This is a genomic window from Saccharopolyspora erythraea NRRL 2338 (assembly GCF_000062885.1).
In the GTDB taxonomy this organism is placed as follows: domain Bacteria; phylum Actinomycetota; class Actinomycetes; order Mycobacteriales; family Pseudonocardiaceae; genus Saccharopolyspora_D; species Saccharopolyspora_D erythraea.
The window spans coordinates 5,273,564-5,299,574 of sequence record NC_009142.1 but is presented as its reverse complement, the minus strand read 5'-3'; the positions used below and the strand labels follow the sequence as shown (position 1 = coordinate 5,299,574).

Annotated in this window: 21 protein-coding genes; 14 read left to right on the top strand and 7 right to left on the bottom strand. The window is 71.6% G+C overall.

Annotation, left to right across the window (positions count from 1 at the left end; translation table 11 throughout):
- Positions 1-51: 51 nt before the first annotated feature.
- Both lysX and SACE_RS22985 read right to left on the bottom strand, forming a co-directional pair.
- Positions 52-3,351, bottom strand: a complete 3,300-nt coding sequence (gene lysX / locus SACE_RS22990; protein ID WP_009949837.1) for a bifunctional lysylphosphatidylglycerol synthetase/lysine--tRNA ligase LysX — start codon at positions 3,349-3,351, stop codon at positions 52-54.
- Positions 3,352-3,379: 28 nt separating this feature from the next.
- A complete protein-coding gene (locus SACE_RS22985; protein WP_009949838.1) occupies positions 3,380-4,762 on the bottom strand; it encodes a bifunctional DedA family/phosphatase PAP2 family protein in 1,383 nt (460 codons plus the stop codon).
- 259 nt (positions 4,763-5,021) lie between these two features.
- Between SACE_RS22985 and SACE_RS22980 the strand changes: the two genes are divergently transcribed.
- Positions 5,022-5,879, top strand: a complete 858-nt coding sequence (locus SACE_RS22980) for an alpha/beta fold hydrolase (RefSeq protein WP_009949839.1) — start codon at positions 5,022-5,024, stop codon at positions 5,877-5,879.
- On the opposite strand, the gene SACE_RS22975 is transcribed toward SACE_RS22980, so the two are convergent.
- Both SACE_RS22975 and SACE_RS22970 read right to left on the bottom strand, forming a co-directional pair.
- On the bottom strand, positions 5,863-7,257 hold the full coding sequence (locus SACE_RS22975; protein WP_009949840.1) for an NAD(P)/FAD-dependent oxidoreductase: 1,395 nt from the start codon (positions 7,255-7,257) through the stop codon (positions 5,863-5,865). The genes SACE_RS22980 and SACE_RS22975 overlap by 17 nt on opposite strands.
- A gap of 7 nt (positions 7,258-7,264) precedes the next feature.
- The gene (locus SACE_RS22970) at positions 7,265-7,936 is read right to left on the bottom strand and encodes a haloacid dehalogenase type II (RefSeq protein WP_009949841.1); all 672 of its coding nucleotides are present in this window, start codon (positions 7,934-7,936) and stop codon (positions 7,265-7,267) included.
- 377 nt (positions 7,937-8,313) lie between these two features.
- Here SACE_RS22970 and SACE_RS22965 point away from each other — a divergent pair, with 377 nt between their 5' ends.
- Positions 8,314-9,672: an MFS transporter gene (locus tag SACE_RS22965; RefSeq protein WP_009949842.1), complete on the top strand. Its 1,359-nt coding sequence runs from the start codon at positions 8,314-8,316 to the stop codon at positions 9,670-9,672.
- Between the two features lie 40 nt (positions 9,673-9,712).
- The gene (locus SACE_RS22960) at positions 9,713-11,347 is read left to right on the top strand and encodes a PucR family transcriptional regulator (RefSeq protein WP_009949843.1); all 1,635 of its coding nucleotides are present in this window, start codon (positions 9,713-9,715) and stop codon (positions 11,345-11,347) included.
- Between the two features lie 133 nt (positions 11,348-11,480).
- Here the strand turns inward: SACE_RS22960 and SACE_RS22955 are convergent, their stop codons facing one another.
- Positions 11,481-12,563: a BCCT family transporter gene (locus tag SACE_RS22955; protein ID WP_231850080.1), complete on the bottom strand. Its 1,083-nt coding sequence runs from the start codon at positions 12,561-12,563 to the stop codon at positions 11,481-11,483.
- Between the two features lie 131 nt (positions 12,564-12,694).
- Between SACE_RS22955 and SACE_RS22950 the strand changes: the two genes are divergently transcribed.
- Positions 12,695-13,024 carry a hypothetical protein gene (locus SACE_RS22950; RefSeq protein WP_009949846.1) on the top strand — a complete coding sequence of 110 codons (330 nt, stop codon included), beginning with the start codon at positions 12,695-12,697 and terminating at the stop codon, positions 13,022-13,024.
- A gap of 71 nt (positions 13,025-13,095) precedes the next feature.
- Here the strand turns inward: SACE_RS22950 and acs are convergent, their stop codons facing one another.
- Positions 13,096-15,063 (bottom strand): acetate--CoA ligase, encoded by a 1,968-nt coding sequence (acs, locus tag SACE_RS22945; RefSeq protein WP_011874436.1) that lies wholly within the window; start codon positions 15,061-15,063, stop codon positions 13,096-13,098.
- A gap of 296 nt (positions 15,064-15,359) precedes the next feature.
- On the opposite strand from acs, the gene SACE_RS22940 reads away from it, so the two are divergent.
- The 9 genes from SACE_RS22940 to SACE_RS22900 all read left to right on the top strand — a co-directional run bounded on the left by SACE_RS22940 (position 15,360) and on the right by SACE_RS22900 (position 24,605).
- Entirely contained in the window at positions 15,360-16,451 is a 1,092-nt protein-coding gene (locus SACE_RS22940) for a sensor histidine kinase (RefSeq protein WP_011874435.1), read from the top strand.
- On the top strand, positions 16,451-17,236 hold the full coding sequence (locus tag SACE_RS22935; RefSeq protein WP_009948388.1) for a LytR/AlgR family response regulator transcription factor: 786 nt from the start codon (positions 16,451-16,453) through the stop codon (positions 17,234-17,236). The genes SACE_RS22940 and SACE_RS22935 overlap by 1 nt, the downstream gene beginning before the upstream one ends.
- On the top strand, positions 17,236-17,583 hold the full coding sequence (locus tag SACE_RS22930; protein WP_011874434.1) for a membrane protein: 348 nt from the start codon (positions 17,236-17,238) through the stop codon (positions 17,581-17,583). The genes SACE_RS22935 and SACE_RS22930 overlap by 1 nt, the downstream gene beginning before the upstream one ends.
- On the top strand, positions 17,583-19,271 hold the full coding sequence (locus SACE_RS22925) for a sodium/solute symporter (RefSeq protein ID WP_009948390.1): 1,689 nt from the start codon (positions 17,583-17,585) through the stop codon (positions 19,269-19,271). Before SACE_RS22930 ends, SACE_RS22925 begins: the two co-directional genes overlap by 1 nt.
- Positions 19,272-19,450: 179 nt before the next feature.
- A complete protein-coding gene (locus tag SACE_RS22920; RefSeq protein WP_029621841.1) occupies positions 19,451-19,795 on the top strand; it encodes a DUF485 domain-containing protein in 345 nt (114 codons plus the stop codon).
- A complete protein-coding gene (locus SACE_RS22915; protein ID WP_009948392.1) occupies positions 19,792-21,402 on the top strand; it encodes a solute symporter family protein in 1,611 nt (536 codons plus the stop codon). Before SACE_RS22920 ends, SACE_RS22915 begins: the two co-directional genes overlap by 4 nt.
- Before the next feature lie 156 nt (positions 21,403-21,558).
- Complete coding sequence (locus SACE_RS22910) at positions 21,559-22,269, top strand: hypothetical protein (protein ID WP_009948393.1); 711 nt, start codon at positions 21,559-21,561, stop codon at positions 22,267-22,269.
- A gap of 155 nt (positions 22,270-22,424) precedes the next feature.
- Positions 22,425-22,745 carry a GYD domain-containing protein gene (locus SACE_RS22905; RefSeq protein ID WP_009948394.1) on the top strand — a complete coding sequence of 107 codons (321 nt, stop codon included), beginning with the start codon at positions 22,425-22,427 and terminating at the stop codon, positions 22,743-22,745.
- Positions 22,746-22,973: 228 nt separating this feature from the next.
- Positions 22,974-24,605 carry a bifunctional metallophosphatase/5'-nucleotidase gene (locus tag SACE_RS22900; RefSeq protein WP_044547965.1) on the top strand — a complete coding sequence of 544 codons (1,632 nt, stop codon included), beginning with the start codon at positions 22,974-22,976 and terminating at the stop codon, positions 24,603-24,605.
- Between the two features lie 64 nt (positions 24,606-24,669).
- Here the strand turns inward: SACE_RS22900 and SACE_RS22895 are convergent, their stop codons facing one another.
- Positions 24,670-25,137: a DUF2000 domain-containing protein gene (locus SACE_RS22895; RefSeq protein ID WP_037304240.1), complete on the bottom strand. Its 468-nt coding sequence runs from the start codon at positions 25,135-25,137 to the stop codon at positions 24,670-24,672.
- A gap of 50 nt (positions 25,138-25,187) precedes the next feature.
- Here SACE_RS22895 and SACE_RS22890 point away from each other — a divergent pair, with 50 nt between their 5' ends.
- A complete protein-coding gene (locus SACE_RS22890) occupies positions 25,188-26,009 on the top strand; it encodes an AraC family transcriptional regulator (protein ID WP_009948397.1) in 822 nt (273 codons plus the stop codon).
- The last annotated feature ends 2 nt before the right edge of the window (positions 26,010-26,011 follow it).

Here is a 26,011-nt window from a genome sequence, read left to right as displayed (position 1 = left end):
TGGGCCGGACGCGGCATCGCGGCGGCCTCGCCGCTGCGGTGGGTGTGCCGTTCAGGTCGCGCGTTGCGGCTTGACCAGCGGGAAGGCGAGCGTGTCGCGGATGGAGCGGCCGGTGAGCAGCATGACCAGGCGGTCGACGCCGAGCCCGAGGCCGCCGGTGGGCGGCATGGCGTACTCCAGCGCGGTGAGGAAGTCCTCGTCGACGTCCATGGCCTCGGCGTCGCCCTCGGCGGCGAGCCGGGCCTGGTCGGCCAGCCGCCGCCGCTGCTCCACCGGGTCTGTCAGCTCCGAGTAGCCGGTGCCGAGCTCGGTACCGAAGGCGACCAGGTCCCAGCGCTCGGCAAGCCTGGCGTCGTGGCGGTGCGGGCGGGCCAGCGGCGAGACCTCGGCCGGGAAGTCGCGGTAGAAGGTCGGCCCGGTGGTCTCGGCCTCCACCAACCGCTCGTAGAGCTCCAGCAGCACCGCCCCGCGTCCCCAGTCCCGCAGGTGCGCGATGCCGTTGTCGTCGCAGAGGCGCCGGAGCCGTCGCACGGGTGTGTCCGCGGTGACCTCCTCGCCGGTCGCGGCCGACACCGCCTCGTGCACGCCGATCACCGGCCAGTCGTCCGCGAGGTCGGTCGCGACATCGCGGCCGAGCCGGTCGCGGCCGGTCACGACGGTCGAACCGGTCGCGGCGACCGCGGCGGCCACCACCAGCTCCCGGCACAGCTCGCGCATCGTGGTGTAGTCGCCGAACGCCTGGTAGGCCTCCAGCATCGTGAACTCCGGGTTGTGCTTGTGCGACACGCCTTCGTTGCGGAACGCCCGGCCGATCTCGAACAGCCGCTCGACGCCGCCGACGCAGAGCCGTTTGAGGTAGAGCTCCGGGGCGATCCGCAGGTACAGGCGCAGGTCGTAGGCGTTGATGTGGGTGCTGAACGGCCGCGCGTTCGCCCCGCCGCGGACCGGTTGCAGCACCGGCGTCTCGACCTCGACGAAGTCGGACCGCACGAGCACGTCCCGCAGCGCGTGGGTGGCCGCGCTGCGCGCCCGCAGCACGGAGCGCGCCTCCGGCCGCGTGATCAGGTCGAGGTGGCGGGCGCGGACGCGCGAGTGCGGATCGGACAGACCGCGGTGCTTGTCGGGCAGCGGGTGCAGGCACTTGCCCGCCAGGGTCCAGCTCTTGGCCAGCACCGTCAGCTCGCCGCGGTCGGAGGTCACCACCTCTCCGGTCACCGACACCTGGTCGCCGAGGTCGACCTCGCCGCGCCAGGCCACCAGCAGGTCGTGGCCGCTGTCGTCGGCGGTGAGCAGCACCTGGAGGTCGCCGGACCAGTCGCGCACGGTCGCGAAGCACAGGCCGCCGTGGTCTCGCAGGCGCATCACCCGGCCGGCCACCGACGTGGTCTCGCCGGTGCGGGTTCCGGGCTCCAGCCCACCGTGGTGCTCGGCCACCGCGCGGCACGGTTGCGTGCGGGGCACCTCGGGCGGGTACGGGTCGACGCCTGCCTCGCGGAGCTCGGCGAGCTTGCGCCGCCGCACCTGCTGCTGCTCCGGTTCGGCGGTCGGCTGCGGTGCGGTCGGCGCCGTCGCCGAGGCCTCGGGCCGCGCGCCGGACACCGTCATCGCCCGGCGGTGGCCGAAGGCGGGTACGAAGCCCTCGGCGATGGCCGAGGCCAGGCCCACGCGGGCGAGCTCGCGGTGCTCGGCGAAGGCGATGTAGCGGGGATACCAGTGCGGCTGGTACTTCACGTTCGACCGGTACAGCGACTCCAGCTGCCACCAGCGCGACAGCAACAGCAGCAGTCCCCGCCAAGCCCGCAGCACCGGGCCCGCGCCCAGCCGCGCGCCTTCCTCGAACGCCGAGCGGAACACCGCGAAGTTCAGCGACACCCGCGTCACACCGAGTACCGGCGCCGTGCGCATCAGGCCCGAGACCATCAGCTCGACCAGCCCGTTGTCGGCGTCCGGATCGCGGCGCATCAGGTCCAGCGACAGACCGTCGCGGCCCCACGGGACCAGCGACAGCAGGGCGTGCCGCCGTCCGTCCGGTCCGACGGCCTCCACGAGCACGCAGTCGCCGTCCTGCGGGTCGCCGAGCCTGCCCAGCGCCATCGAGAAGCCGCGCTCGGTGCCGCTGGTGCGCCACCGGTCGACCAGTTCGACGATCTCGCGCATCTCGGCTCCAGGCACGTCCCGATGCCGCCTGACGCGCGTGCGGTACCCGGCGCGGTGGACCCGGTTGACCGCCTGCCGCACCGGTCGCATGTCCCGGCCCGCCAGGCCGAACTCGGCGGTGTGCAGCACCGCCTCGTCGCCAAGTTGCAGCACCTTCAGCCCGGCCCGGGCGAACGCGGCGGCAGCGGGCTCGCTGAGCCCCATCGCCGCGGGCATCCAGGTGTACTCCCGGCACATCGCCAGCCAGTCCTGGATCGCCGGGGCCCACGCCTCGCGGTCGCCGACCGGGTCGCCGCCCGCCAGGCACACCCCGGCGACCGGACGGTAGCTGATCGCCGCCTTGCCGCTGGCCGAGAACAGCGCCGACCGGTCGCGCCTGGTGGCGAAGTAGCCCAGCGAGTCGCCGTCGCGGTCGTCCAGCAGCTGCCGGATCCGCTGCTCCTGCTCGGGCGTCAGCGCCGCGGCCACCCGCTGGGCGGCGAAGAGGACGAACAGCGTCGCGAACAGCGCGGCGCTGCCGAACAGCCCGAGCAGCAGGTTGACCCAGCCCGGGGCGTGGCCGACGCGGGTGACGTCGAAGACCACCGCGCCGCCCAGCACCCGCTCCACCGTCCAGGTCAGGCGTTCCCGCGGGTCGTCCAGCGAACCGGGGAACACCGTCACCAGGCCGAAGCCCAGCGCCACGGACGCCGCGACGAGTCCGCAGAAGGTGGCCGCCGCGCGGCGGACGCTGCCGGTGCCGGTGCGCCCGTAGAACTCGCCCCGCGCCCACACCAGCAGCGTCAGCGCGGCGAGGCTCACCGCGACGTTCACCCCGAACGGCCACGGGCTGACCGGCACCTGCCGCAACGTGCCCATCTCGTCGATCCACAGCGAACCCTCGCCGCCCGCGGCCAACAGCACCGCCAGGTCCACGAGCAGCTGGAGCAGCACGATCGCCGCGAGAATCCGGTGCGCGACCCACTTGCGCCGCTTCAGCGCCGCCGCGAGCACCACCAGGAAGGCCCCGTAGGCGAGGTTGGGCGGGGCGGGGAAGACGACGTCGTCGACGAACCGGCGCACCGGCTGGACGTGGCCGTGCAGCACCAGGCCGACGGCCGCGAACGAGCACAGCAGGGCGATCGCGAACACGAGCCCCGCGGCCGCGCCCGGGACGCGGTCGCGCCACCGGAACCGCCGCGCATGCTCCACCACGGGGCCTCCTCAGCGTCGCGAGCCGATTCTAGGCGTCGGTGACGGCCTTCTCGCGGCGCAGGCGGTGCAGGGTGGCGGTGGTGGTGATGACGGTGGCGGTCCAGGCCAGGCCCAGCGCGTAGCCGCCGAGGACGTCGGTGAACCAGTGCGCACCGAGGTAGATCCGGGAGAAGCCCACCAGCAGCGCGAGCAGGACCGCCGCGGCCCAGGCGGTGACCTGGTGCCCCCACTGCGGCCGGCGCGCGGCCGCGAAGTAGGCGATTGTGGCGCAGGCCGCCGCGGACTGGGCGGCGTGCCCGGAGGGGAACGAGTAGCTGCCGGTCTCCACCAGCATCAGCGCGAGGTCGGGCCGGTCGCGGCCGATGAGCAGCTTGATCGCGTTGACCAGCACGGCGGCGCCGGCCACCGTTCCCAGCGCGGTGGTGACCGCCCGGCGCCGGTGCCCGCGCGCGGTCAGCAGGGCGGCGGCCAGCGCGGTCGCGGGCACCGCGATCCACGCGCTGCCCAGCGCGGTGACCACCTGCATGGCGACCGTCAGCCAGCCGGTGCGGTGCGCGACGAGCCAATGGGACAGCGGGCTGTCGTCGGCGGCCAGCTCCTCGTGCCCGAGCACGTCCTCGGTGATCTTGCCGAAGGCCCAGCCGCAGCCGACGATGAGCAGCAGCCCGAGCGTCAGGGACAGCCCGAGGGCGCCACCGGGGTGCAGCCGCCGCGCCAGGAAGGCGAGCTGGCGCCGGAAGCGGAACCGCACCGCGCGCACCCACGGCAGCTCCAGCGCGGAGGCGGTGACCACCCGGATGCGGTCGCGGTGGGTACCGGCCCACCGGGCTGCCGCGACGACCGCGACGACCATGGCCAGCAGGACCAGCAGCACCAGCCCGGCGGAACCGGCGAGGTGGGCGACGGCCTGGTAGGAGTGCCCGGCCGCGTACCCGAGCAGGACGAACCCCGGTCCCCAGACGAGGCCGCCGACGACGGTGTAGAGCAGGAAGGTCCGATACGGCATGCGGCTCGCGCCCGCGACGAACGGCAGCAGCGACCGCAGCACCGAGACGAACCTGCCGAACAGCAGTGCCCGGCCGCCGTAGCGTGTCAGGGCGGTTTCCACCTTCTCCCACCTCGCGGCGCCGATGCGGCGCCCGATCCATCCGCGGCGCAGCGCCGGGCCGATCCAGCGGCCCACCTCGTAGCCCAGCAGCGGCCCCGCGAGCGCCGCGGCGGTCGCCACGAGCACCATCAGCGGCAGCGACACGTGGCCGGTGAAGGCGAGGAAGCCGCCGAGCAGCAGGGCGAGCTCGCCGGGCAGCAGCAGCCCGGCGAAGACGGCCTCGCCCGCCGCCAGCACTCCGACGACGACGTAGGCCCACGGCGACGCCAGACCGGCGAGGTCGCCGAGCATCCAGTCGTTCAAGGCGACCTCCGTGCGCGGGCCGGCGTCCCAGGCAGGAGTGGTCGGGGTGGTGCGGAGGTCATTTCACGACGCTACCGGCGCACCGGCGGACCTGGCTAAGCGGTGGCGGTTCGCGGGCGCGGCCAGCCGGAGCGCGGGTCCACTGTGGATGACTGTTGAAGGATCGAACCTGTGTTCCTGTGCCGTGGCGTGCGAAGTCGGGCGAGGCGGCTACCGTGGTGGGTCCGAGCCGGTTCGTCAGCGCGCCGGGAGGAAGCACATGGACGATTGGCAGCTGACCGCCGCCTACTCGTCGGGTCTCGGCGAGGTGCGCTGGGAGAAGCTGGGCGCTCCGGATGCCGAACCGCTCGTTCTGCTCCACGGCACGCCGTTCTCCTCCTACATCTGGCGGGACATCGCCGCGACGCTCGCGCACCGGTACCGCGTCCACGTCTGGGACATGCCCGGCTACGGAGTCTCCGAGATGTCGGAAGCGCAGGACCTGTCGCTCGGCGCGATCACGAGCGTCTTCGCCGAGCTCCTGGACCACTGGGGCCTGGCGGAACCGCTGGTGGTCGCGCACGACTCCGGTGGGGCGATCGCCCTGGGCGCGCATCTGCTGCACAACGCCCGGTACCGCAGGCTCGCGCTGGTCGACGCCGTCGCGCTCGGACCGTGGGGCAGCGCTTTCTTCGAAGTCGTGGGTGGGCACGCGGACGTCTTCGCCGGCCTGCCGTTGCGGGTGCACCAGGCGCTGCTGCGCGAGTACGTGAACAGCGCGAGCAGCCGCGGGCTGCATCCGGCAACGCTCGACGCCCTGGCGGCCCCCTGGATGGACGAGCCCGGCCAGGCGGCGTTCTACCGCCAGCTCGGGCAGCGCACGAACGATCCCTCGTTCATCGACGAGATCCAGGGCCGGTACGAGCGGATCGGGATACCGGTCAAGATCTGCTGGGGGCAGGACGACACCTGGATGCCCGAAGCGCGCGGACGAGAACTCGCCGCCCGCATCCCCGAAGCGACGTTCCACCCCGTCCCGCGCGCAGGCCACCTCGTGCAGGAAGACAATCCCGCCGACCTCACCGCGACGCTCGTGGACTTCCTCCGGGGATGGGGACCTTTCACGGGCGGCGGGTGATGAGGTCGGCGAGTTCCGCCAGGCGCGACTGACGTCCGCTCGTGAGTTCGTGGTGGTCGGCCCAGCCGTAGGCGAGGTACATGGATCGGACGCCGAGCCAGCGCAGGGGTTCGAACTCCCATCGGCGGGTGGTGTGTCCTACCCAGGGCAGCCGGGTGAGTTCGGTGTCGTGGCCGAGCACGAGGTCTCGCAGGGTGCGTCCGGCGAGGTTGGTGGTGGTGACGCCTTGGCCCACGTAGCCGCCTGCGTGGCCGAGTCCGGTGCGGGGGTCGTAGGCGGCGCTGGAGCACCAGTCGCGGGGCACTCCGAGCACGCCGCACCAGGCGTGTGTGAGGCGGTGGTCGCGGGTGACGGGGAATCTGCGGTGCAGGATGCCGGTGAGGGAGCGGATGGTGGCTTGCTGGGTGGCTCCGTCGCGGTCGGTGGCCGATGCGTACCGGTAGGGGATGCCTCTGCCGCCGATGGCGATCCGGTCGTCGGCGGTGCGTTGGCCGTACATGTGGGAGTAGCACTTGTCGCCGAGGGTTTCGCCGCGGCTCCAGCCGATCTGGTCCCAGACCTGCTTTGGCAGCGGTTCGGTGACGATCATGGAGCTGTTCATCGGCAGCAGGGTTCGCCGTTGGCCGGCCAGGGAGGCGGTGTAGCCCTCGGTCGCTCGCAGGATGACCGGTGCCCGGACGACGCCGCGGTCGGTGTGGGCGAGGTGTGGCTCGATCCGGGTCGCGGTGGTCGATTCGTAGATGCGCACGCCGAGCGATTCGACGACATCGCCCAGTCCGCGCACATAGCGCGCGGGTTGGATGCGGGCGCAGTGCGGGGTGTAGGCGGCGAGCGCGGTGTCGGGGATGTTGATGCGTTCCCGCAGTTCGTCGCGTTCGAGGATGCGGGAGTCGAGCACGCCCCAGTGGTGGTCGTCCTCGACTCCGGCCCGCAGCCGTCGCGCTTGGGGTGCGGAGGAGGCGATGCGGATCGTGCCGCCTTTGATGATGTCGGCCTCGATGCCTTCGGTCCGCGCCACGGCGACGAACTCGTCGACCGCCTCGTTCATCAGCCGCTGCTGGGACCTGACCGACTCGGTGCCGTAGAGCTTCGCGAACCGCTCGCGTGATCCGGCGATCAGTCCCGATGCCCAGCCGCCGTTGCGGCCGGAAGCACCGAACCCGGTGAACTCGCGCTCCACGATGGCGATGTCGAGCGAGGGATCGGACTTCTTCAGGTAGTAGGCGGTCCACAGTCCGGTCAGGCCGCCGCCGACGATGCAGATGTCGGCGCTGATGTCACCTGGCAGCGGGGGTCGAGGTGTGGGGCGGCCGCCCAGGGCGTCGAACCAGAAGGACACGTTGCCGTTGACCAGGCCGGTGCCTGTCGCGGAACTCATGCCGGCGTCACAGCCCCAGCAGCGGGGGGAGCTCGGACAGGTCGCGGATCTCGTCGTAGGGCTGGTAGTGGTCGCTGCCTTTGAAGCCGTAGCGGTTGACCCAGACGCGGCGGTGGATGCCGAGGGCCTTGGTGGGCATGATGTCGTAGTCCCAGCCCTGGGCGACGTGGGTGATCTGGTCGCGGGTCTGCGGGAGCACCGAGAACAGCTTCTCGAAGGCCTGGCGCCGCGGCTTGTAGGCGCGGGCCTGCTCGGCGGTGACGACGTGGTCGAACGGCACCCCGATGGCCTCGAGGTGGTGGGGGATCAGGTCGTCGTCGCTGTTGGTCAGGATCGCGATGTCGTAGTGCTTCTTGAGCGTGCGCAGCGCGTCGGGCACTTCCGGGAATGCGGGAAACTTCTCGGCGGCGGCGATCAGGCGGTCGTAGTCCTCGTCGCGGTATTCGATTCCATGCAGCAGCATGCAGTTCTCCAGGGAGTCCCGGAGGATGTCGCGGTAGCGCCGGTAGGGCTGGACGACGCCCTGGAAGCGCATGACGCGCAGGTTGTCGAGGAAGACCTCGTGGTCGACGCCGACCTCGTCGAGGCGGTCGCGGACGATGGGCAGCGTCTCGCGGTTGAGGTCGAAGTCGACCAGGGTGCGGTAGCAGTCGAAGGTGACGACGGGGCGAGGGCTCATGGTCGCTTTTCCTTTGGTCGGGCGGCCGGAGAGCCGCCGGCGGAAGATGCGCTGACTCCTCCGGCGAGGTGTCGCTCACGGGGCGCGGCGGAGTGGTTCGTGGCAGACGCTACGCCTGGCGCGGGCCCTGGCCGGTTGACAAAACGTCCAGTCCTGCCCGGTGCGGCGGACAGGTCATGCCGTGCCCGGCCTGGAACCTCGCCGAAGGCGCGACTACCAGATGTAACGCATCGATCGCGGAGAGAGAACAGCGCGCGGGGGAGTCGAGGCGTCGTGTCAACGAAGCCGCCCACGAAGTGACAATCTGTCTGTGTCCACCGGGGGTGGTCTGGCGCACAGTGAACGCAGTCCGCCTTCGCCACCGAGAGGCACCGCCGATGACCACCACCCTGGACGATGTCCCCGTCACCCGCTTCCACCGCCGCCTGGTCACCGTCGCGATGGGCGGGCCGTTCTGCGACGGCTACCTGCTCGGCATCATCGCGGTGGCCCTGAGCCAGATCACGCCCCAGCTGCGGCTGGGCTCGGTGTGGTCCGGCCTGCTGGCCAGCTCCGCGCTGATCGGCGTCTTCGTCGGCGCGCTGGTCTTCGGCGCGATCACCGACCGGATCGGCCGGCGGCTGATGTACGTGCTCAACCTCGCGGTGTTCGTCGCCGCGTCGATTCCGCAGTTCTTCGTCACCGAGGCGTGGCAGTTGTTCGTGCTGCGGCTGGTCATCGGCATCGCCGTGGGCGCGGACTACCCGATCGCCTCGGCCATCACCGCCGAACTGGTGCCCCGCAAGCTCCGCGGTCCGTCGCTGTCGGGTCTGGTGCTGTCGTGGTGGATCGGCTACGGAGTCAGCTACTGGGTCGGCCTGGTCCTGACGAACCTCGGCCCCGACGGGTGGCGCTGGATGCTGCTGTCGGGCTCGGTGCCGGCGCTGGTGTTCCTGCTGATGCGCGCCGGGGTGCCGGAGTCGCCGCGGTGGCTTGCCAGCCGGGGCCGGATGGACGAGGCGACCGCGATCGTGCGCAAGTACGTCGGTCCGGACGTGCGGGTCGACGACCTGGTCGCGGAGAGCAAGGCACCGCAGCGCAACGGGTCCGGGCTGGGCAACATCGGCGAGGTGTTCCGCCGCGGCTACACCAAGCAGGTCGTGTTCTGCTCGACGTTCTTCATGTGCCAGGTGGCGACGGGCTACGCGATCCGCACGTTCCAGCCGCAGATCCTCGAGTCGATGGGCGTCGGCAACGCGACGGCGAGCTCGGCGGTGATGATGCTGATCCCGATCCTGGGCGTGACGGCCGGCCTGTTCCTGGTCAACCGGCTCGGCAGGCGGCCCTTGCTGATCGGCACCTTCGTGGCGATCTTCGCGTCGCTGCTGTGCCTGGCGCTGCTGCCGCTGCACTTGGCGTTGCCGATCATCCTGCTGTTCGTGCTGTTCCACTTCGCCGAGGCCGCGGGCAGCGCGCTGCAGTTCCTGTACCCCAGCGAGCTGTTCCCCACCGATCTGCGGGCGACCGGGGTGGGCTTCGCCTCCGCGATGAGCCGCTTCGGCTCGGCGGGTGGCACGTTCTTCCTGCCGCTGCTGATCGCCGGTGTCGGCAACACCGGGACGCTGCTGATCGGCGCGGGCATCACGCTCGTCGGCCTGGTCGTCTCGCTGGCCCTCGCCCCGGAGACCAAGGGCCTGGGCCTCGCGGCCGCGAGCAACACCAGCGCGGCTCCCGTCGAGGAGCGGGCGGTGTCGTGAAGGACGTCGCAAGCGCCGGTGGCCGACCGCCCCGCCTGCCGTGACCGCCGTTGAATTCGGCGCCCGCAAGGCGCAGGGTGTGGTGGTGAACAGCGACGGCGGGACTGTGACGCTGGGTGAGGTGCTGTCCCTGCCGGTGCTGGCTCGCGGGCTGCCCAAGGTCCTCGCCGGCCAGGACCGGCTGGACCGGCCGGTGCGCTGGGTGCACGTCACGGAATGGGCGAGTCCCGCCTCGGCGCTGCGGGGCGGGGAGCTGGTGCTGACCACCGGCATCGGCTTCCCCGCGCGGCTGGACGACTACGCGGCCGAGCTCTGCGACGTCGGTGCCGCCGCCGTGGTGCTGGAGCTCGGCCGCTGCTACCGGGAGGCGCCGCACGAACTGGTCGCGGGCTGCCGTTCGCGCGGCGTGCCGCTGGTGGTGCTGCACTGCGGGGTCAAGTTCGTCGACGTGACGCAGGAAGTGCACGCGATGATCCTGGGCGGCCAGCTGCGCACGCTGCGGACGGCGCAGCGCATCCACGACACCTTCACCGCGCTCTCGCTGCGCGGCGCCGGGCCCGACGAGATCATCCGGGCGGCGGCGACGATGACCGGCCGGGCGGTCGTGCTGGAGAACCTGGCGCACCAGGCGCTGATCTTCGCGTCGGTCGAGCGGGTCCTCGACGACGTGCTCAACCGGTGGGAGGAGCGCTCCCGCGCCACGCCCTCGCCCGCCGAGCGCACCGACGTCTGCGGGCAGGAGGGCTGGCTGGTCACCTCGGTGGAGTTCCGAGGGCAGCAGTGGGGCAGGCTCGCCATGCTCCCGGCCAGCCCCGCCGAGCAGCACTTCCACTCCGAGCACGTGGTGATCCTCGAGCGCGCCGCGGTCGCCCTCACGCTGGCGCGGCTCACCCGCGAGACCCGGTGGGAGGAGCAGGCGCACCGGGACGCGCTGCTCGACGTGCTCGAGCAGCGGCAGCTGTCCTGGCGCGACACCCGGACGAGGATCACCGCGCTGGGCGTGCCGGTCCAGGGACGCAGGCTCGCCGTCGTCGTGGTCCGCGTCGACGACCGGGCCGTGCTGCTCGACAAGCTGCGGGCAAGGCTGGAAGGCAGCGCTCTGGTGGGCGATCTCGGCGAGCGCGGCGTCGGTGTGCTCCTGTCGTTCCGGGAGCCGGGTGGCTGGCGCGCGCTGGCCGAGGAGATCACCGAGCTGGCCGGCGCCCCCGTCCACGTCGGAGCCGAGGTGGGTGAACTGTCCGAAGTGGCCCGGTCCGCGGCCGAGGCCGAGCAGGTCGCCGACGCCGTCCCGCGGGGCGGGCCGCCGGGGGTCCACACGGTCACCGACATCGGTCTCCCGGAACTGCTCTACGCCTTGCGCGAGGACCCCCGGGTGCAGTCCTACGCCGAGCGCCAGCTCGCACCCCTGCTCGCCTACGACCAGTGCCACGGCACGGACCTGCTGGCCACGGTGCGCCACTACCTGGCCTCCGCGGGCAACAAGTCCATCGCCGCCCGGCGGGGCCACCTCTCCCGCCAGGCCCTCTACCAGCGGTTGCGGCTCATCGAAGAGGTCCTGCACGGCGACCTGGAGGCAGGCGACTTCCGCGCCCAGCTGCACGTCGCGGTAGCCGCTCTCGACGCCCAGCGCGCCGGACGCGCCGCCCGAGCCGAGGGCGGCGCGCCCGGGAAGTGACCGCTGCCGGTCTCACCCCTGCGGCACTGGGAACCTGTCTTTGATCTTCGAAGTGGCGGAGCCGGAGGGTGTCCGAGGTTCCGCCACCGGAACCGCCACGCAAGATGAGTTCAACGACAGCCTCTGGGGCCGGTCACGGCCTCGGTGTCGTCGGGGCCGCGGTCGGCAGGGCCGCGGTGGGTGCGGGTTCCGGCGGCTCGGCGGACAGGCTCCCCGTTCCGAGCGCGGCGCCGTTGGCCGACGGGGTGCCCGGTACCGGCTCCGCGGCCAGGTCCTTGGCGAGCGACACCGCGACTCCGACGATGATGAGCAGGAACGGTGCCGAGCTGACGATCACCATCTGCTGCAGCGCGTCCAGGCCGCCTGCGGCCAGCAGGGCGATCGCCGCTGCGCCGGTCACCACGCCCCACAACGCCAGCACCCACGACCGCGGGTGCTCGGCGCCGCGGCTGGTGAGCATCCCGAGCACGAACGTGTTGGCGTCGGCTCCCGAGACGAAGAACAGCACGACGAGCACGATCGTGGCCACCGAGCTGACCGCGGGCATCGGCAGCGACTGCAGCGTGGCGAAGAACGCCGAGTTGGCGTCGGCGGCCGCTGCCGCCGCGACCCGGGTGGTGCCGGCCAGGTCGCTGTGGATCGCGGTGCCGCCGAAAGCGGTGAACCAGACCGAGAAAACCAGGCTCGGCACCAGGAGCACGCCCACGACGAACTCGCGCACCGTGCGCCCGCGGGAGATCCGGGCGAGGAACACCCCCACGAACGCGCCCCACGACAGCCACCACGCGAGCATGAAGTAGGTCCAGGACTGCATGAAGCCGAGATCGCCGCTGGCCGGGGTGATCAGGCTGGTGGAGATCAGCTCGCTGAGGTAGCGGCCGACCGACTGCACGTAGAGGTTTTCCAGGTAGATGGTGGGGCCGACGACGAGGACGAACACGAACAGCAGCCCGCCCAGGCCCATGCTGGTCTCGGACAGGTAGCGGATCCCCCGGGAGACGCCGGTCAGCGCGGACGCGGTGAACAGCAGGGTGATGATCCCGATGATCGCGAACTGCACGGGCCGGGAGTCGGGGATCCCGAACAGGGCGGTGAAGCCGCCGTTGACCTGCAGCGCACCGAGCCCGAGCGAGGTCGTGGTCCCGAACAGCGTCGCCAGGATCGCGCACACGTCGATGGCACCGCCGACGGGGCCCTCGGCGCGGCGGCCGAGCAGCGGCCGGAACAGCGCGCTGACCAGACCGGGCTGCCCGCCTCTACGGGGTCGTCGTCACCGAGAGCGGCACGGTCGACGAGGACGCCACGAATACGCGCCGGGAGCGGATCCGGGAGTCCCGGCGCTCCCGCATGACCCCGCCTGCTGCCCGTGCCGGCGACAGCACGGTCACGGGTGAACCCACCGGGATCTGGGGTGCCTCGCTGGTGACCTGGCCCGGTCAGGCGGGACCGACGGCCGGTTGCCGCCACTGCGGCGCCGTGCTCGGCAGCCTGGCGAGGGGCTGGGAAGGCATTGCGGGCAGGGTGTCGCTCGGACCGGAGGACCTGGGCGGCGACGTGCGCGTCCACGAGTCGCTGACTGCCGTCGCCCACGTCTGCCCGGACTGCGTCACCGCGCTGTGGGTCGACACCGAACCGGCCGCGGGCAAGAGCTGGCGGGACTTCGCGCTGCACACCTGACCGGCGTTGCACACGAGCGTGCCCGCACCTTCTCGTGCGGGCACGCCCGTAGCGCGTCAGCCGCAGGGTCTTCAGTCGTCGCTGGAGGTGGCGAACCCGGCGGAGATGAGGTTCATCACGGAGGAGTCGGCGAGGGTGGAGACGTCGCCGATTTCGCGGTTTTCGGCGACGTCGCGCAGGAGCCGTCGCATGATCTTGCCGGAGCGGGTTTTGGGCAGTTCGGGCACGACCATGATCTGGCGGGGTTTGGCGATGGGGCCGATTTCGTGGGCGACGTGGTCGCGTAGGGCCTTGATCGCGGCTTCGCCGGAGGCCTGGTCGTCGGCGCCGCCGCGCAGGATGACGAAGGCGACGATGCCCTGGCCGGTGGTGGGGTCGCTGGCGCCGACCACGGCGGCCTCGGCCACGGTGGGGTGGGAGACCAGGGCGGATTCGACCTCGGTGGTGGAGATGCGGTGGCCGGAGACGTTCATGACGTCGTCGACCCGGCCGAGCAGCCAGATGTCGCCGTCGTCGTCGTATTTGGCGCCGTCGCCGGCGAAGTAGTAGCCCTTGTCGGCGAACTTCGACCAGTAGGTTTCGCGGTAGCGGTCGTCGTCGCCCCAGATGCCGCGCAGCATCGCGGGCCAGGGCTGGTCCAGCACCAGCAGTCCGCCGCCGCCGTGGCCGACCTGCTCGCCGGACTCGTCGACGACCTTGGCGGCGATGCCGGGCAGCGGGACCTGGGCGGAGCCGGGTTTGGTGGCGGTGACCCCGGGCAGCGGCGAGATCATGATCGCGCCGGTTTCGGTCTGCCACCAGGTGTCGACGATGGGGGCGCGGTTGCCGCCGATGTGTTCGCGGTACCACATCCAGGCCTCGGGGTTGATCGGTTCCCCGACCGAGCCCAGCACCCGCAGGGTGGACAGGTCGTAGCGGGCGGGGATCTCCGCGCCCCATTTCATGAAGGTGCGGATGGTGGTCGGCGCGGTGTAGTAGAGCGTGACGCCGTATTTCTGGACGATGTCCCAGTGGCGGCCTTCGTGCGGGGTGTTGGGGGTGCCTTCGTAGATGACCTGGGTGGCGCCGTTGGCCAGCGGCCCGTAGACGATGTAGGTGTGGCCGGTGACCCAGCCGATGTCGGCGGTGCACCAGTACACGTCGGTTTCGGGTTTGAGGTCGAACACGGTGCGGTGGGTGTAGGCGGCCTGGGTGAGATAGCCCCCGGAGGTGTGCAGGATGCCCTTGGGGCGTCCGGTGGTGCCGGAGGTGTAGAGGATGAACAGCGGGTGCTCGGAGTCGAAGAACTCCGGGGTGTGGGATGCGGGCCGGCCCTCGACGACGTCGTGCCACCACTGGTCGCGGCCGTCGTTCCATTCCACGTCGGTCTTGGTGCGTTGGACGACCAGGACGTGTTCGACGCTGGGGGTGGCGGCCACGGCCTCGTCGACGTTGGTCTTGAGCGGCATGGCCTTGCCGCGGCGGTACTGGCCGTCGGCGGTGATGACGACCTTGGCCTGGGCGTCGTTGATGCGGGTGCGCAGCGCTTCGGAGGAGAACCCGCCGAACACCACGCTGTGCAGCGCGCCCAGCCGGGCGCAGGCCAGCATCGAGTAGACCGCCTCGGGCAGCATCGGCAGGTAGATCGCGACCCGGTCGCCCGCGCCGACCCCGAGCGAGGCCAGCGCGTTGGCGGTGCGGGAGACCTCGCGTGCCAGCTCGGCGTAGGTGATGGCGCGGGAATCGCCCGGTTCGCCCTCCCAGTGGATGGCCACCCGGTCGCCGTTGCCGGCCTCGACGTGGCGGTCCACGCAGTTGTAGGCGACGTTGAGTTTGCCGCCGACGAACCACTTGGCGAACGGGGCGCCGGACCAGTCCAGCACCTGCTCCCACTCGGTGTCCCAGTGCAGGTGGCGGGCCTGGTCGGCCCAGAACGCCTCACGGTCGGCGTCGGCCTGGGCGTAGAGCTCCGACGTCGCATTGGCTTGGGCGGCGAACTCCCCGGACGGCGGGAACGCCACCTCGGCTGCGGACCTCGCGTTCTCGGCGTCGATGCTCACGACCACTCCTCGCTGTGCTCAGTGCCTGTCTTCGAACTCTCCTCGCGTGGCGGTGCTGGTGGCGGGTGGGCAAGCGGCTCCGCCGCCTCGTAGATCAAAGACAAGCTCTCACTTTGCGTGTCGGTCAACGTAAGTGGATCGAGTGAGGCCCGGCACGTTCCTCGCGACGGAATGCCGGACAGTCACGACGGAATGCGTCCAGGGCGCGACGAACGGCCGACGAAAGGGGTCCCTCGCCTGGGTGGCATGAACGGAACTAACATCCAGGCATCCTGTCGACGGCGATGGGAGCGACGATGCCGGTGCCCGCCGACCGCACGCTCCACCACGAGCTCCTCGGGGCGTGGTGGCCGCGCTCGCGCACCGCGGCTTCGGTGCTGCACATCGCTCGCCGGGTGGTCGACGACCTCCGCGAGGGCGCTGCCGGCCCGCGCGCCTCGGCGGCGGCCCGTGACCTGCGCAAACTGCTCGGAGCCCGCGCGGTGGGGCTCGCCGACCTGTCCGGCGCGGTGCGCTGGTCGGGCAGCCCGCGGACCGCGCCGGACCCGGAGCGGCTGGTGGCCGACGTGCTGGACACCGAGGACCGCAGCGGTCGTCCGCCGCTGGTGGCGATGCCGCTGCTGGTGTTCGAGGAGCTCGCGGGGGTGCTCGTGGTGGACGGCGACACCCGGATGACCGCGGTGCGCGAGGTGGCGGCCTGGACCGAGGCCGCCCTCGAACGCGCGCGGCTGGAGAACTCCGCCGACCTGGCCGCGCAGGCCGAGCTGCGGGCCCTGCGCGCGGAGATCTCGCCGCACTTCATGTACAACGCGATGACGGTGATCGCCTCGCTGGTGCGCTCCGACCCCGACCGCTCGCACGAGCTGATGCTCGACTTCGCCGACTTCATCCGATACGGACTGGCCCGCCACCGGGAGTACACCACGGTCTCCGACGAGTTCCACGCGATCGAGACCTACCTCGGGCTGCAGCGCGCGGTGCTCGGCGATCGGCTGAAGGTGCAGATCAGGGTCGCGCCGGAGGTGCTCGCGGTCGCCATCCCGTACCTGGTGCTCGAACCGCTGGTCGAGAACGCGGTGCGGCACGGGATCGAACCCCGGCTGACCCCGGACGGGCAGGGCACGGGGCTGGTCCAGGTGCAGGGCGAGGCCGAGGGCACCGACCTGGTGATCAGCGTGGAGGACGACGGCGTCGGCATGGACCCGGCCCGCGCGCAGGCCCTCCTGGCCGGGCAGGACTCGGCGGAGAGCATGGGGCTGGCCAGCGTCGACCGCAGGCTGCGCACGGTGTACGGGGCGTGGTACGGGCTGGTCGTCGAGACCGCCGAAGGCGCGGGTACCCGGGTGGTCGTCCGGGTACCCCGGTTCCAACCGGGGGTGGTGCCGTGATGCCCGCAGGACTGCGCGTTCTCGCCGTCGACGACGTGGCTCCCGCGCTCGACGAGCTGTGCCGGCTGTTGCGGGAGGCTCCGGAGGTGGCCGAGGTCGCAGGCGCGGTCGACGCGGTCGCCGCGCTCAAGATGATCCGGACCGCCCGCTTCGACGCGGTGTTCCTGGACATCTCGATGCCGGGGCTGGACGGGCTGGAGCTGGCGACGTTGCTGGCCAGGCTGGCCGATCCGCCCGCCATCGTGTTCGTCACCGCCTACGACCGCCACGCCGTGACGGCCTACGACATCGGCGCGGTCGACTACCTGCTCAAACCGGTGCGCGTCGAGCGCCTGGCGGCCGCGCTGGAGCGCGTGGGCAGGATGCTGGCACCGGAGGAACCCGCGAGCGCCGAGCCGCCCGCGCCGCAGCCGGACGCGATGGCCGCGCTGCCGGTGGAGGCGGCGGGCCGGACCCGCTACGTGCGGCGCAGCGAGGTGCGGTTCGCCGAAGCCCAGGGCGACTACGTCCGCCTGCACACCCCGAGCGGGGTGCACGTCGTGCGGATGCCGATCTCCAGGCTGGAGGAGTACTGGGGCGACGCCGGTTTCTCGCGGGTGCACCGCAGCTTCCTGGTGTCGCTCGGCGCCGTGCGCGAGCTGCGCAGCGACACGACCGGGGCGCTGATCGCGCGCACCGACGTCGGCGACGTCCCGGTCAGCAGGCGGCACGCGCGGGACCTGCGCGAGAGGCTGCTGCGGGACGCCCAGCGCAGCGAGCTCGCCCGGTCCGGCCGGGGCGAGTGATGAGCGCTCGCAGGCGGGTCACCGTGATGAGCCCGCAGACGCGGGTCGCGCACGCCCGCCGCGTGGTGCGCCGCCGCTGGCGGGCCCCGAGGCTGGACCTCGCCGAAGCCGGGCGTGCCCGACGGCTCTACCAGGCCCAGCGCAGGCGGGGCGCGGTGACGCTGTCGGCGCTGTTCGCCCTGCTGTTCGGGCTGCCGGTCCTGTTCGCGTTGGTGCCGGCGCTCGACGAGGTCCGGCTGTTGGGCGTCCCGCTCTCGTGGCTGCTGCTGGTGGTCGTGCCCTTCCCTGCGATGGCGGCGCTGGCCTGGTGGCAGCTGCGCCGCGCCGAACGGGCGGAGGGGGGCTGATGTCCGCCGCGGTCGCCGTGGCGCTGATCGTGCTGCTGACGCTGCTGATCGGCCTTCGGGGCGTGGCGGCGATGCGCACCACCTCGGACTTCCTGGTCGCCTCGCGTCAGGTCTCCCCGCTGGTCAACTCCGCGGCCGTCTCGGGCGAGTACCTCTCCGCGGCGTCGTTCCTGGGCGTCGCCGGGATCATGGTGTCCGACGGCGTGGGGGCGCTGTGGTATCCGGTCGGGTTCACCGCGGGCTACATCGCGATGCTGGTGCTCGTCGCCGCGCCGCTGCGGCGGTCGGGGGCCCTCACGGTCCCCGACTTCGCCGAGGCGCGGCTGGCCTCGCCGGGTCTGCGGCGGGTCGCCGCGGTGGTCGTGCTGATCATCGCCGGGCTGTACCTGGTGCCCCAGTTCAGGACGGCGGGGCTGGTGCTGAGCGTGGTCAGCGGCACGCCGTACTGGGTGGGCGTGGTGCTGGCAGGCGCGGTGGTCAGCGCGACGCTGGCGCTCGGCGGGATGCGGGCCGCGACCTACGTCCAGGCGTTCCAGTTCTGCCTGAAGCTGACGCTGTTCATCGTGCCCGCGGTGTGGTTGCTGCTGCAGGCCGGCCCGTCGGTGCGCCACGACGCCCTGCACCCGGTCGAGATCACCCGCTTCGCCGAGGACACCCCGGTGGTGTTCCAGGTGGACGTGGTGCTGGAGGTCGGCGAGCCGACGCCGGTGCGCGGCCCGGACGGTGCCGTTTCGCTGCTCCCGGCCGGAGAGCACGAGATCACCGCCGGGCGCACGGTGGTCTTCGGCAGCGGTGCCCCCGTGCCCGGTCTGCGCGGCGCCGACGTGCCGGGCGGGCACGACTGGCGGCGTCCGCTGCTCGACCTGGAGAACGCCGAGCACCCGCTGCTGGGCACGTGGGCGGTGCTGGTGGCCACGATGTTCGGCACCATGGGCCTGCCGCACGTGCTGGTCCGCTTCCACACCAGCCCGGACGGCCGGTCGGCCCGCCGGACCGCCGCGCTCACCGTCGTGCTGCTCGGCGTCTTCTACCTGTTCCCGGGGATCTACGGAGCGCTCGGCAGGGTGCTGGTGCCCCACCTCTACCTCTCGGGCGTGACCGACGTGCTCGTCGTCGCGCTGCCCACGCGGGTGGACACCGGCTGGCAGGGGACGCTGTTCACGGCGCTGCTCACCGGCGGGGCGTTCGCGGCGTTCCTGGCCACGTCGCTGGGTCTGCTGCTGGTGGTGTCCGGGGCGATCTCGCACGACCTGGCCGCGGGCGGTCTCGGCCAGCTGCGCGTCGCGGTCGTGCTGGCCGCGGCGGTGGTGGTCCTGCTCGCGCTGCAGGCCGCGCACCTGGCGGCGGGGACGCTGGTGACCTGGGGTTTCTCGGTCGCCGCGGCCACGTTCTGCCCGTTGCTGGTGCTGGGCATCTGGTGGCGGCGGCTGACCAGCGCGGGCGCGCTCAGCGGCGTCCTGGTCGGCCTGACGGCGTCGTCGGCGGCCATCGCGGCCACCCTGTTCGGCCCACCGCTGCCGGGCTGGCTGGCGATCCTGGTCGCCCAGCCCGCACCCTGGGCGGTGCCGCTGGCGTTCGCCACGATGGTGGTGGTCTCGTTGCGCGGGTATCCGCCGCCGTGGGCCGAGGCGGCCATGCTGCGGCTGCACCTCGACGAGGAGTCCAGGTCGGCCCAGCGGGTGCGGTGACTCCGTCCCCGGAAACGCCGCGGTACCGGTGTCCGGGCCGGGCTTCGCGGAACCGTTCGACCTGTTCCGGGTGCCGTTCGTGGACCGTTCGTCGCGCCCGTCGTCTATCGGACCGCGATCGGTTCTCCCTCGAGTGTGACGCGCCTAACGTGTCGCGCACCACTCGTTAGGAGGCTGTCGTGACTAGGAGTGAGCGAGCTGAGCCAGCGCCCACTGCGGACGTGTGGCGCGAAGTGCACGAGAGTGCGGAGTTCCGCGTTCTCCGCCACCGCCTCCGGGGATTCGTGTTCCCGATGACCGCGTTCTTCCTCGCCTGGTACCTGGTGTACGTGCTGCTGGCCGACTACGCGCAAGGATTCATGTCCATCAAGCTGGTCGGCAACATCAACGTGGGCCTGGTGCTGGGGCTGCTCCAGTTCGTGTCCACGTTCGTCATCACCGCGCTGTACGTGCGGTTCGCGAACCGGCACCTGGACCCGGTGGCCGACCGGATCCGCGCCGAGGTCGAGGGGGCTGAGCGATGAACAACCTCGCGCAAGGCGTGGAGGGCAGCAGCCCGCTGCTGAACATCAGCATCTTCGCGGCCTTCGTCGTCGTCACCCTCGTCGTCGTGCTGCGCGCCAGCCGCAACACGCGGACCGCGTCGGACTACTACGCCGCCGGTCGCGCGTTCTCGGGGCCGCAGAACGGAATCGCGATCTCAGGTGACTACCTGTCGGCGGCGTCGTTCCTCGGCATCGTCGGCGCGATCGCGGTGTACGGCTACGACGGCTTCCTCTACTCGATCGGCTTCCTGGTCGCCTGGCTGGTGGCCCTGCTGCTGGTCGCGGAGCTGCTGCGCAACACCGGCAAGTACACGATGGGCGATGTCCTGGCGTTCCGGATGCGACAGCGCCCGGTGCGCGCCGCGGCGGCCACCTCGACACTCGCGGTCAGCTTCTTCTACCTGCTGGCGCAGATGGCCGGAGCCGGTGTGCTGGTCTCGCTGCTGCTGGGCATCACCAGCGGCACGGGGCAGGCCGTGGTGATCGCGATCGTCGGCGTGATCATGATCGTCTACGTGCTGGTCGGCGGCATGAAGGGCACGACATGGGTGCAGATCATCAAGGCGGCGCTGCTGATCAGCGGTGCGGCGGCGATGACGCTGTGGGTCTTCGGCAGTTTCGGGTTCGACCTCTCGGCCGTGATGCAGGCGGCGGTCGACCGGGCCGGGGAGACGGGGGAGAAGCTGCTCAACCCCGGCGCGAAGTACGGCAAGAGCGAGGCGAGCAAGCTCGACTTCCTCTCGCTGGGCCTGGCGCTCGTGCTCGGCACCGCCGGTCTGCCGCACGTGCTGATGCGGTTCTACACCGTCCCGACAGCCAAGGAAGCCCGCCGCTCGGTGGTCTGGGCGATCTGGCTGATCGGCCTGTTCTACCTGTTCACGCTGGTGCTCGGCTACGGCGCCGGAGCCATCGTCGGACCGGAGGCGATCAAGAGCGCACCGGGTTCGTCCAACTCGGCGGCTCCGCTGCTCGCGCAGGCGCTCGGCGGCCCGGTGCTGCTCGGCTTCATCGCGGCGGTCGCCTTCGCGACGATCCTCGCGGTCGTCGCCGGGCTGACCATCACCGCGTCGGCCTCCTTCGCCCACGACATCTACGCGAACGTGATCAAGAAGGGGCAGGTCGAGGACAAGGCCGCGGAGGTCCGGGTCGCGCGGATCACGGCGCTGGTGATCGGTGCCGTCGCGATCGTCGGCGGAATCCTGGCGCGCAACCAGAACGTCGCGTTCCTCGTCGCGCTGGCCTTCGCCGTCGCCGCGTCGGCGAACCTGCCGACGATCCTGTACTCGCTGTTCTGGAAGCGGTTCAACACCTCCGGAGCGCTGTGGTCGATCTACGGTGGACTGGCCACCACGATCGTGCTGATCGTGTTCTCCCCGGCCGTCTCCGGTGGCGACGAGGCGATGCTGACCGGGGTCGACTTCCACTGGTTCCCGTTGCAGAACCCGGGCCTGGTGTCCATCCCGCTGTCGTTCTTCTTCGGCTGGCTGGGCACGGTGCTCTCCCGGGAGCACAACGAGGACAAATACGCGGAGATGGAGGTGCGTTCGCTCACCGGAGCAGGGGCGGAGAAAGCCACCGTGCACTGAATCCCGGCTTCTGACCGAGGCGATCGACCCGGATGGACATCGGTCCGTCCGGGTCGATCGTTGCGTGGCGGGCCGCCGCGCAGCCCGCTCGCGGGAACCAGCCGCTCGTGCGCCGCGTCGCAGCAGTTGATCAATCGGCCAGAGGAGGAGCGGCGCATGACCGAGCTGACCGCGTACGAGGCCACGTGGCTCAGTGTGCTGGAGGAACTGCGCGGGTGCCCGGACATCAGGCTCGACAACGGCGACCAGGCTGAGCGGGACCTCGCCGGCGACGCCGACCAGGTGTTCGCCGAACTGGCCGAACGGGACGGCATCGAGCTGGACCCGTCGCTGAAGAGCTACCACCTGCGCTTTACCAGCATGGCGGCGGTGTGGGACGTCCCCGATCCGGAGTACGAGGAGGAATCGCTCATCGCCGGGGAGTTCGACCTGCTCAACATCCACCAGGCGGTCCGAGGGGGTGCGCTCCTGGCACGCCTCTACGACCCGACTCCCGAAGAACGGCAGCTCTATTCCGAGCTGCGCAGCTTCGACGGAACCGGGGAGACCGGAGTCGGGCATCTCTCGATGCTGCGGATCCAGCCGGGCGTGGCCGATCCCGAGCTGTGGTTCGACGCGACGACCAAGGGCTACCACCGGATGGACGTCGACTATCCCGGATATCTCGAAGCGCTGCGCATCACGAAGGGCACCTTCGGCTGGCAGTTCCTGTTCACCGACGTCTCGATGCACGACGAGGGTCAGTTCGCGGTCTCCGGGCGGTTCATGGAGATCATGCTCGACCTCTTCCCGAAGCTTTTCCCCGACCACGACTACGCGCCGCTGCGCGAGCGCCTGGCCGAACGCCGCCCCGGCTTCCGGGCCTGAACGACACCACCCGGTCCGCCGGTCGGCAGGGCCGGGTGGTGCGGAACCGCTGCGGGCGACTGCCGCAACGGGCCGAATGGCCGAACCGGCTCTCGTGTCCGAGGGTGGGGACCGGACCGCGGCTGGAGGTGGCCGCACGGCGAATTGGGGGAGCGATGCCGAAGTACCTGGTGCAGGGCAGCTACACCGCCGAGGGCACGAAGGGAGTGCTCGCCGAGGGCGGAACCGGGCGGCGGGAGGCAGTAGAGAGGGTCCTCAGCTCGTGCGGCGGATCGCTCGAGTCGATGTACTTCGCGTTCGGTCCCGACGACTTCCACATCGTCGTCGACATGCCCGACGACGTCTCCATGGCAGCCACGGCCATGGCGGTGCGGGCCACCGGGGCCGTCACGTCCAGGGCGGTGCAGCTCCTGCGCCCCGAGGAGATCGACGAGGCCGCGAGGAAGAACCTCGACTTCCGCGCCCCCGGTGCCTGACCGCCGACGGCGGTCCGTGACCGGCCACCACGCCACCGCGCCGCTCGCCGGTAGCGGCGCGTTCACCTGAAGTCGACGCGAAGTGCTGGTTTTCGCCCGTTCGAAGGAGCAAGATCAGCGGTCGTGCCCCTCACCCGGGGCTCGCGTGGACTCTTCGGGAGGAAGGCCGTGGGACGAAGTCGGTTGGGCCGTGGCGTCGCGGTGATCGGCGCCGCGCTGCTGGTCACCATGGTTTTGCCGGGGGCATCGGTGAGTGCGGCCGGTGAGACGGTGGACGTCCGGTTGATCGCGTTCAACGACCTGCACGGCAACCTCGATCCGCCGACGGGTTCGTCTGGACGGGTGACGTTGCCGGACGGCAGCACCGTCGACGCCGGAGGCGCCGCCTACCTCGCGACGCACGTGGACCGGCTGCGCGCCGAGGCTCGCAACTCGGTGGTGCTCTCGGCGGGGGACAACATCGGCGCCTCGCCGGTGAAGTCGGCGCTGTTCCACGACGAGCCGACCATCGGCCTGCTCAACGAGATCGGGGTCCGCGCCTCCGTCGTGGGCAACCACGAGTTCGACGAGGGCTACGCCGAGCTGCGGCGCATCCAGTCCGGCGGTTGCCACCCGGCCGACGGGTGCCAGTTCCGCGAGCCCTACGACGGGGCGGATTTCCCCTACCTGGGCGCGAACGTCACCTTCGACGACGGTAGGCCCGCCCTGCTGCCGTTCAGGCTCGAACGGGTCGGCGGGACGCCGATCGGGATCATCGGGGTCACCCTGGAGGACCTTCCCGCGATGGTCACGCCGGAGGCGGTCGAGGGGCTCGAGTTCGGCGACGAGGTCGAGGCGATCGACCGCACCGCCGACGTCCTGGACCGCTTCGGGGTGAAGGCCCAGGTCGTGCTGCTGCACCAGGGCGACGGCACCGAAGGCGGCGGCCCCGACGACTGCCGCGTGAAACCGGGCCCGGCCTCGGAGATCGCCGCGCACGCCTCGCCGAAGGTGGACGTGGTCTTCACCGGACACAGCCACCAGCAGTACAACTGCGTGGTGAACGACCCCGCGGGCAACCCGCGGACCGTGCTGCAGGGCGCCTCGTTCGGCCGGCTGCTGTCGGTGGCCGACCTGACGATCGACAGGCAGAGCCGGGACGTGGTGCGTGCGCGGACCCGAGCGCGCAACGAGGTCGTCACCCGGGACGTGCCGCCGGATCCCGACGCGCAGCGGCTGATCGACGAGGCCGCGGCGAAGGCGGGGCCGATCGCCAACCGCCCGGTCGGCACGATCGCCGCGGACCTCGTGCGCCAGGCCGCGCCCTCCGGCGAATCCCCGCTCGGCGACGTGATCGCCGACGCGCAGCTGGAGGCGACCGCCGCCGGCGGCGCGCAGGTCGCGATCACCAACCCAGGCGGGATCAGGACGGACCTCGTGCACGCCTCTTCCCCCGCCGGTGAGGGCGACGGGGTGGTCACCTACGGCGAGGCGTACGCGGTGCAGCCCTTCGGCAACGTCATGCAGACGATGACGTTGACCGGCGCGCAGTTGAAGGCCGTTCTCGAACAGCAGTGGCAGCCGGGCGCGACGCGCGTCCTGCAGGTCTCCGCCACGTTGCGCTACACCTACTCGGCCTCCGCGCCAGTGGGTTCGAAGGTCTCCGGCATCACCGTCGCCGGTCAGCCCGTCGACCCGAACGCGCCCTACCGGGTCGCGGTGAACAACTTCCTGGCCGGCGGTGGCGACGGGTTCACCGAGTTCACCAGGGGCACCGACATCACGGGAGGTCCGGTGGACCTCGACGCGCTCATCGGTTACCTGGGTGCGCACCCCGCAGTGGCGCCCCCTCCAGCGGATCGCATCACGGCGACCCCGTAGGCAGGGACCTCTCGTCGGCCCACCGCGGTGGGCCGACGAAAGGTGCTGAGGCGTCTCGGGGTTCTCAGGGGTGCAACCGCGCGCCTTTGGGGACCTTGTCCACCGCGTTGCGCGGCCCGTGGACGGCCATTCCCACCAGGTCGAGCCGGTCGGTTCCCACCGCCCGCACGGCCGCCCGGTTGTCCCGGTCGTTGCCGGTGCCGAACAGGTCCGAGGTGAACACGGCCATCGGCAACGAGCGGGAGAGCGCGCGTCCGTGCGCGGCGGTCAGCACCTCCTTCGTCCCTTCGAAGACCAGCACCGGCTGGCGGAACATCGGCAGGTACGCGGTGCCGTCGGCGTCGGCGTACGGCTCGCCGATCACCTCGGGTGAGGCGGTGCCGATGCCGCTGACGACGAAGGCGGTCACGTTCAGCCGTTGCCAGGACTCCAGGTCGTCGCGCAACAGCACTGCGATCTTCGTGTCGAAGCGAACAGGTGCGTTCTCCGCCCCCGCACCGGCCTGGCTCTCGGTCCCTCGCGTCGTTCTCATGCCCCGGATGGTGCGGGCCGCACGCCCTCGCGGTCTTGTACGTTCTTCGCATGGCGTCCCAGCAGGAGATCTCCGCTTGGCGCCCGTCGGTCCCGGGCGTCACGGAGGTTCTCCACGCCCGTTTCACGGAGCACGTGTACCCCATGCACGTCCACGCCGCCTGGACGCTGCTGGTCGTCGACGACGGCGCGGTCCGCTACGACCTCGACCGCCACGAGCGCGGCACCCCGGGCAACACCGTCAGCCTGCTGCCGCCGCACGTCCCGCACAACGGCTCGGCCGCCACCGCCCACGGCTTCCGCAAGCGCGTGCTCTACCTCGACACGACGCTGCTGGACGAGAGCTTGATCGGGCCGGCGGTCGACGCTCCGGACCTCACCGATCCCGTCCTGCGCACACGTGTCGGACAGCTGCACACCGCACTCTCGAACAGGGGAGACGAGCTCGAGGCGGAGAGCCGCCTGGCCCTCATCGGCCAGCGCCTGCGTAAGCACCTGCTACCCAGGGCGGCCGTCGCCGGCGCGGTGCCCGTCCGCGGCATCGCCCAGGACCTGCGCGACATCCTCGACGAGCGGCTCCTCGAAGGCACCACGCTGGCCGGGACCGCGCGCCTGCTCCACGCCCACCCCGCGCACCTCGTGCGTGCGTTCAGCGCCGCGTTCGGCATCGCACCCCACCAGTACGTGACGTCCCGCCGCGTCGACCTCGCCCGCCGGCTGCTCCTCGACGGACGGCCGCCGGGCGAGGCGGCTATCGCGGCCGGCTTCTACGACCAGTCCCACCTCACCCGGCACTTCAAGCGGGTCCTGGGCGTGGCCCCGGGCCAGTACGCCCGGACCGGGGCGACGCTCCGGCGCGAACGCGTGGGCTGACT

Excerpts from the sequence above, each read along its gene's own strand:
- SACE_RS22980 (WP_009949839.1), top strand. The coding sequence starts at position 5,022 with ATGGACGATTGGCAGCTGACCGCCGCCTACTCGTCGGGTCTCGGCGAG.
- SACE_RS22975 (WP_009949840.1), bottom strand. The coding sequence starts at position 7,257 with ATGAGTTCCGCGACAGGCACCGGCCTGGTCAACGGCAACGTGTCCTTC.
- SACE_RS22970 (WP_009949841.1), bottom strand. The coding sequence starts at position 7,936 with ATGAGCCCTCGCCCCGTCGTCACCTTCGACTGCTACCGCACCCTGGTC.
- SACE_RS22965 (WP_009949842.1), top strand. The coding sequence starts at position 8,314 with ATGACCACCACCCTGGACGATGTCCCCGTCACCCGCTTCCACCGCCGC.
- SACE_RS22950 (WP_009949846.1), top strand. The coding sequence starts at position 12,695 with ATGACCCCGCCTGCTGCCCGTGCCGGCGACAGCACGGTCACGGGTGAA.
- SACE_RS22940 (WP_011874435.1), top strand. The coding sequence starts at position 15,360 with ATGCCGGTGCCCGCCGACCGCACGCTCCACCACGAGCTCCTCGGGGCG.
- SACE_RS22935 (WP_009948388.1), top strand. The coding sequence starts at position 16,451 with ATGCCCGCAGGACTGCGCGTTCTCGCCGTCGACGACGTGGCTCCCGCG.
- SACE_RS22930 (WP_011874434.1), top strand. The coding sequence starts at position 17,236 with ATGAGCGCTCGCAGGCGGGTCACCGTGATGAGCCCGCAGACGCGGGTC.
- SACE_RS22925 (WP_009948390.1), top strand. The coding sequence starts at position 17,583 with ATGTCCGCCGCGGTCGCCGTGGCGCTGATCGTGCTGCTGACGCTGCTG.
- SACE_RS22915 (WP_009948392.1), top strand. The coding sequence starts at position 19,792 with ATGAACAACCTCGCGCAAGGCGTGGAGGGCAGCAGCCCGCTGCTGAAC.
- SACE_RS22910 (WP_009948393.1), top strand. The coding sequence starts at position 21,559 with ATGACCGAGCTGACCGCGTACGAGGCCACGTGGCTCAGTGTGCTGGAG.
- SACE_RS22905 (WP_009948394.1), top strand. The coding sequence starts at position 22,425 with ATGCCGAAGTACCTGGTGCAGGGCAGCTACACCGCCGAGGGCACGAAG.
- SACE_RS22900 (WP_044547965.1), top strand. The coding sequence starts at position 22,974 with ATGGTTTTGCCGGGGGCATCGGTGAGTGCGGCCGGTGAGACGGTGGAC.
- SACE_RS22895 (WP_037304240.1), bottom strand. The coding sequence starts at position 25,137 with ATGAGAACGACGCGAGGGACCGAGAGCCAGGCCGGTGCGGGGGCGGAG.
- SACE_RS22890 (WP_009948397.1), top strand. The coding sequence starts at position 25,188 with ATGGCGTCCCAGCAGGAGATCTCCGCTTGGCGCCCGTCGGTCCCGGGC.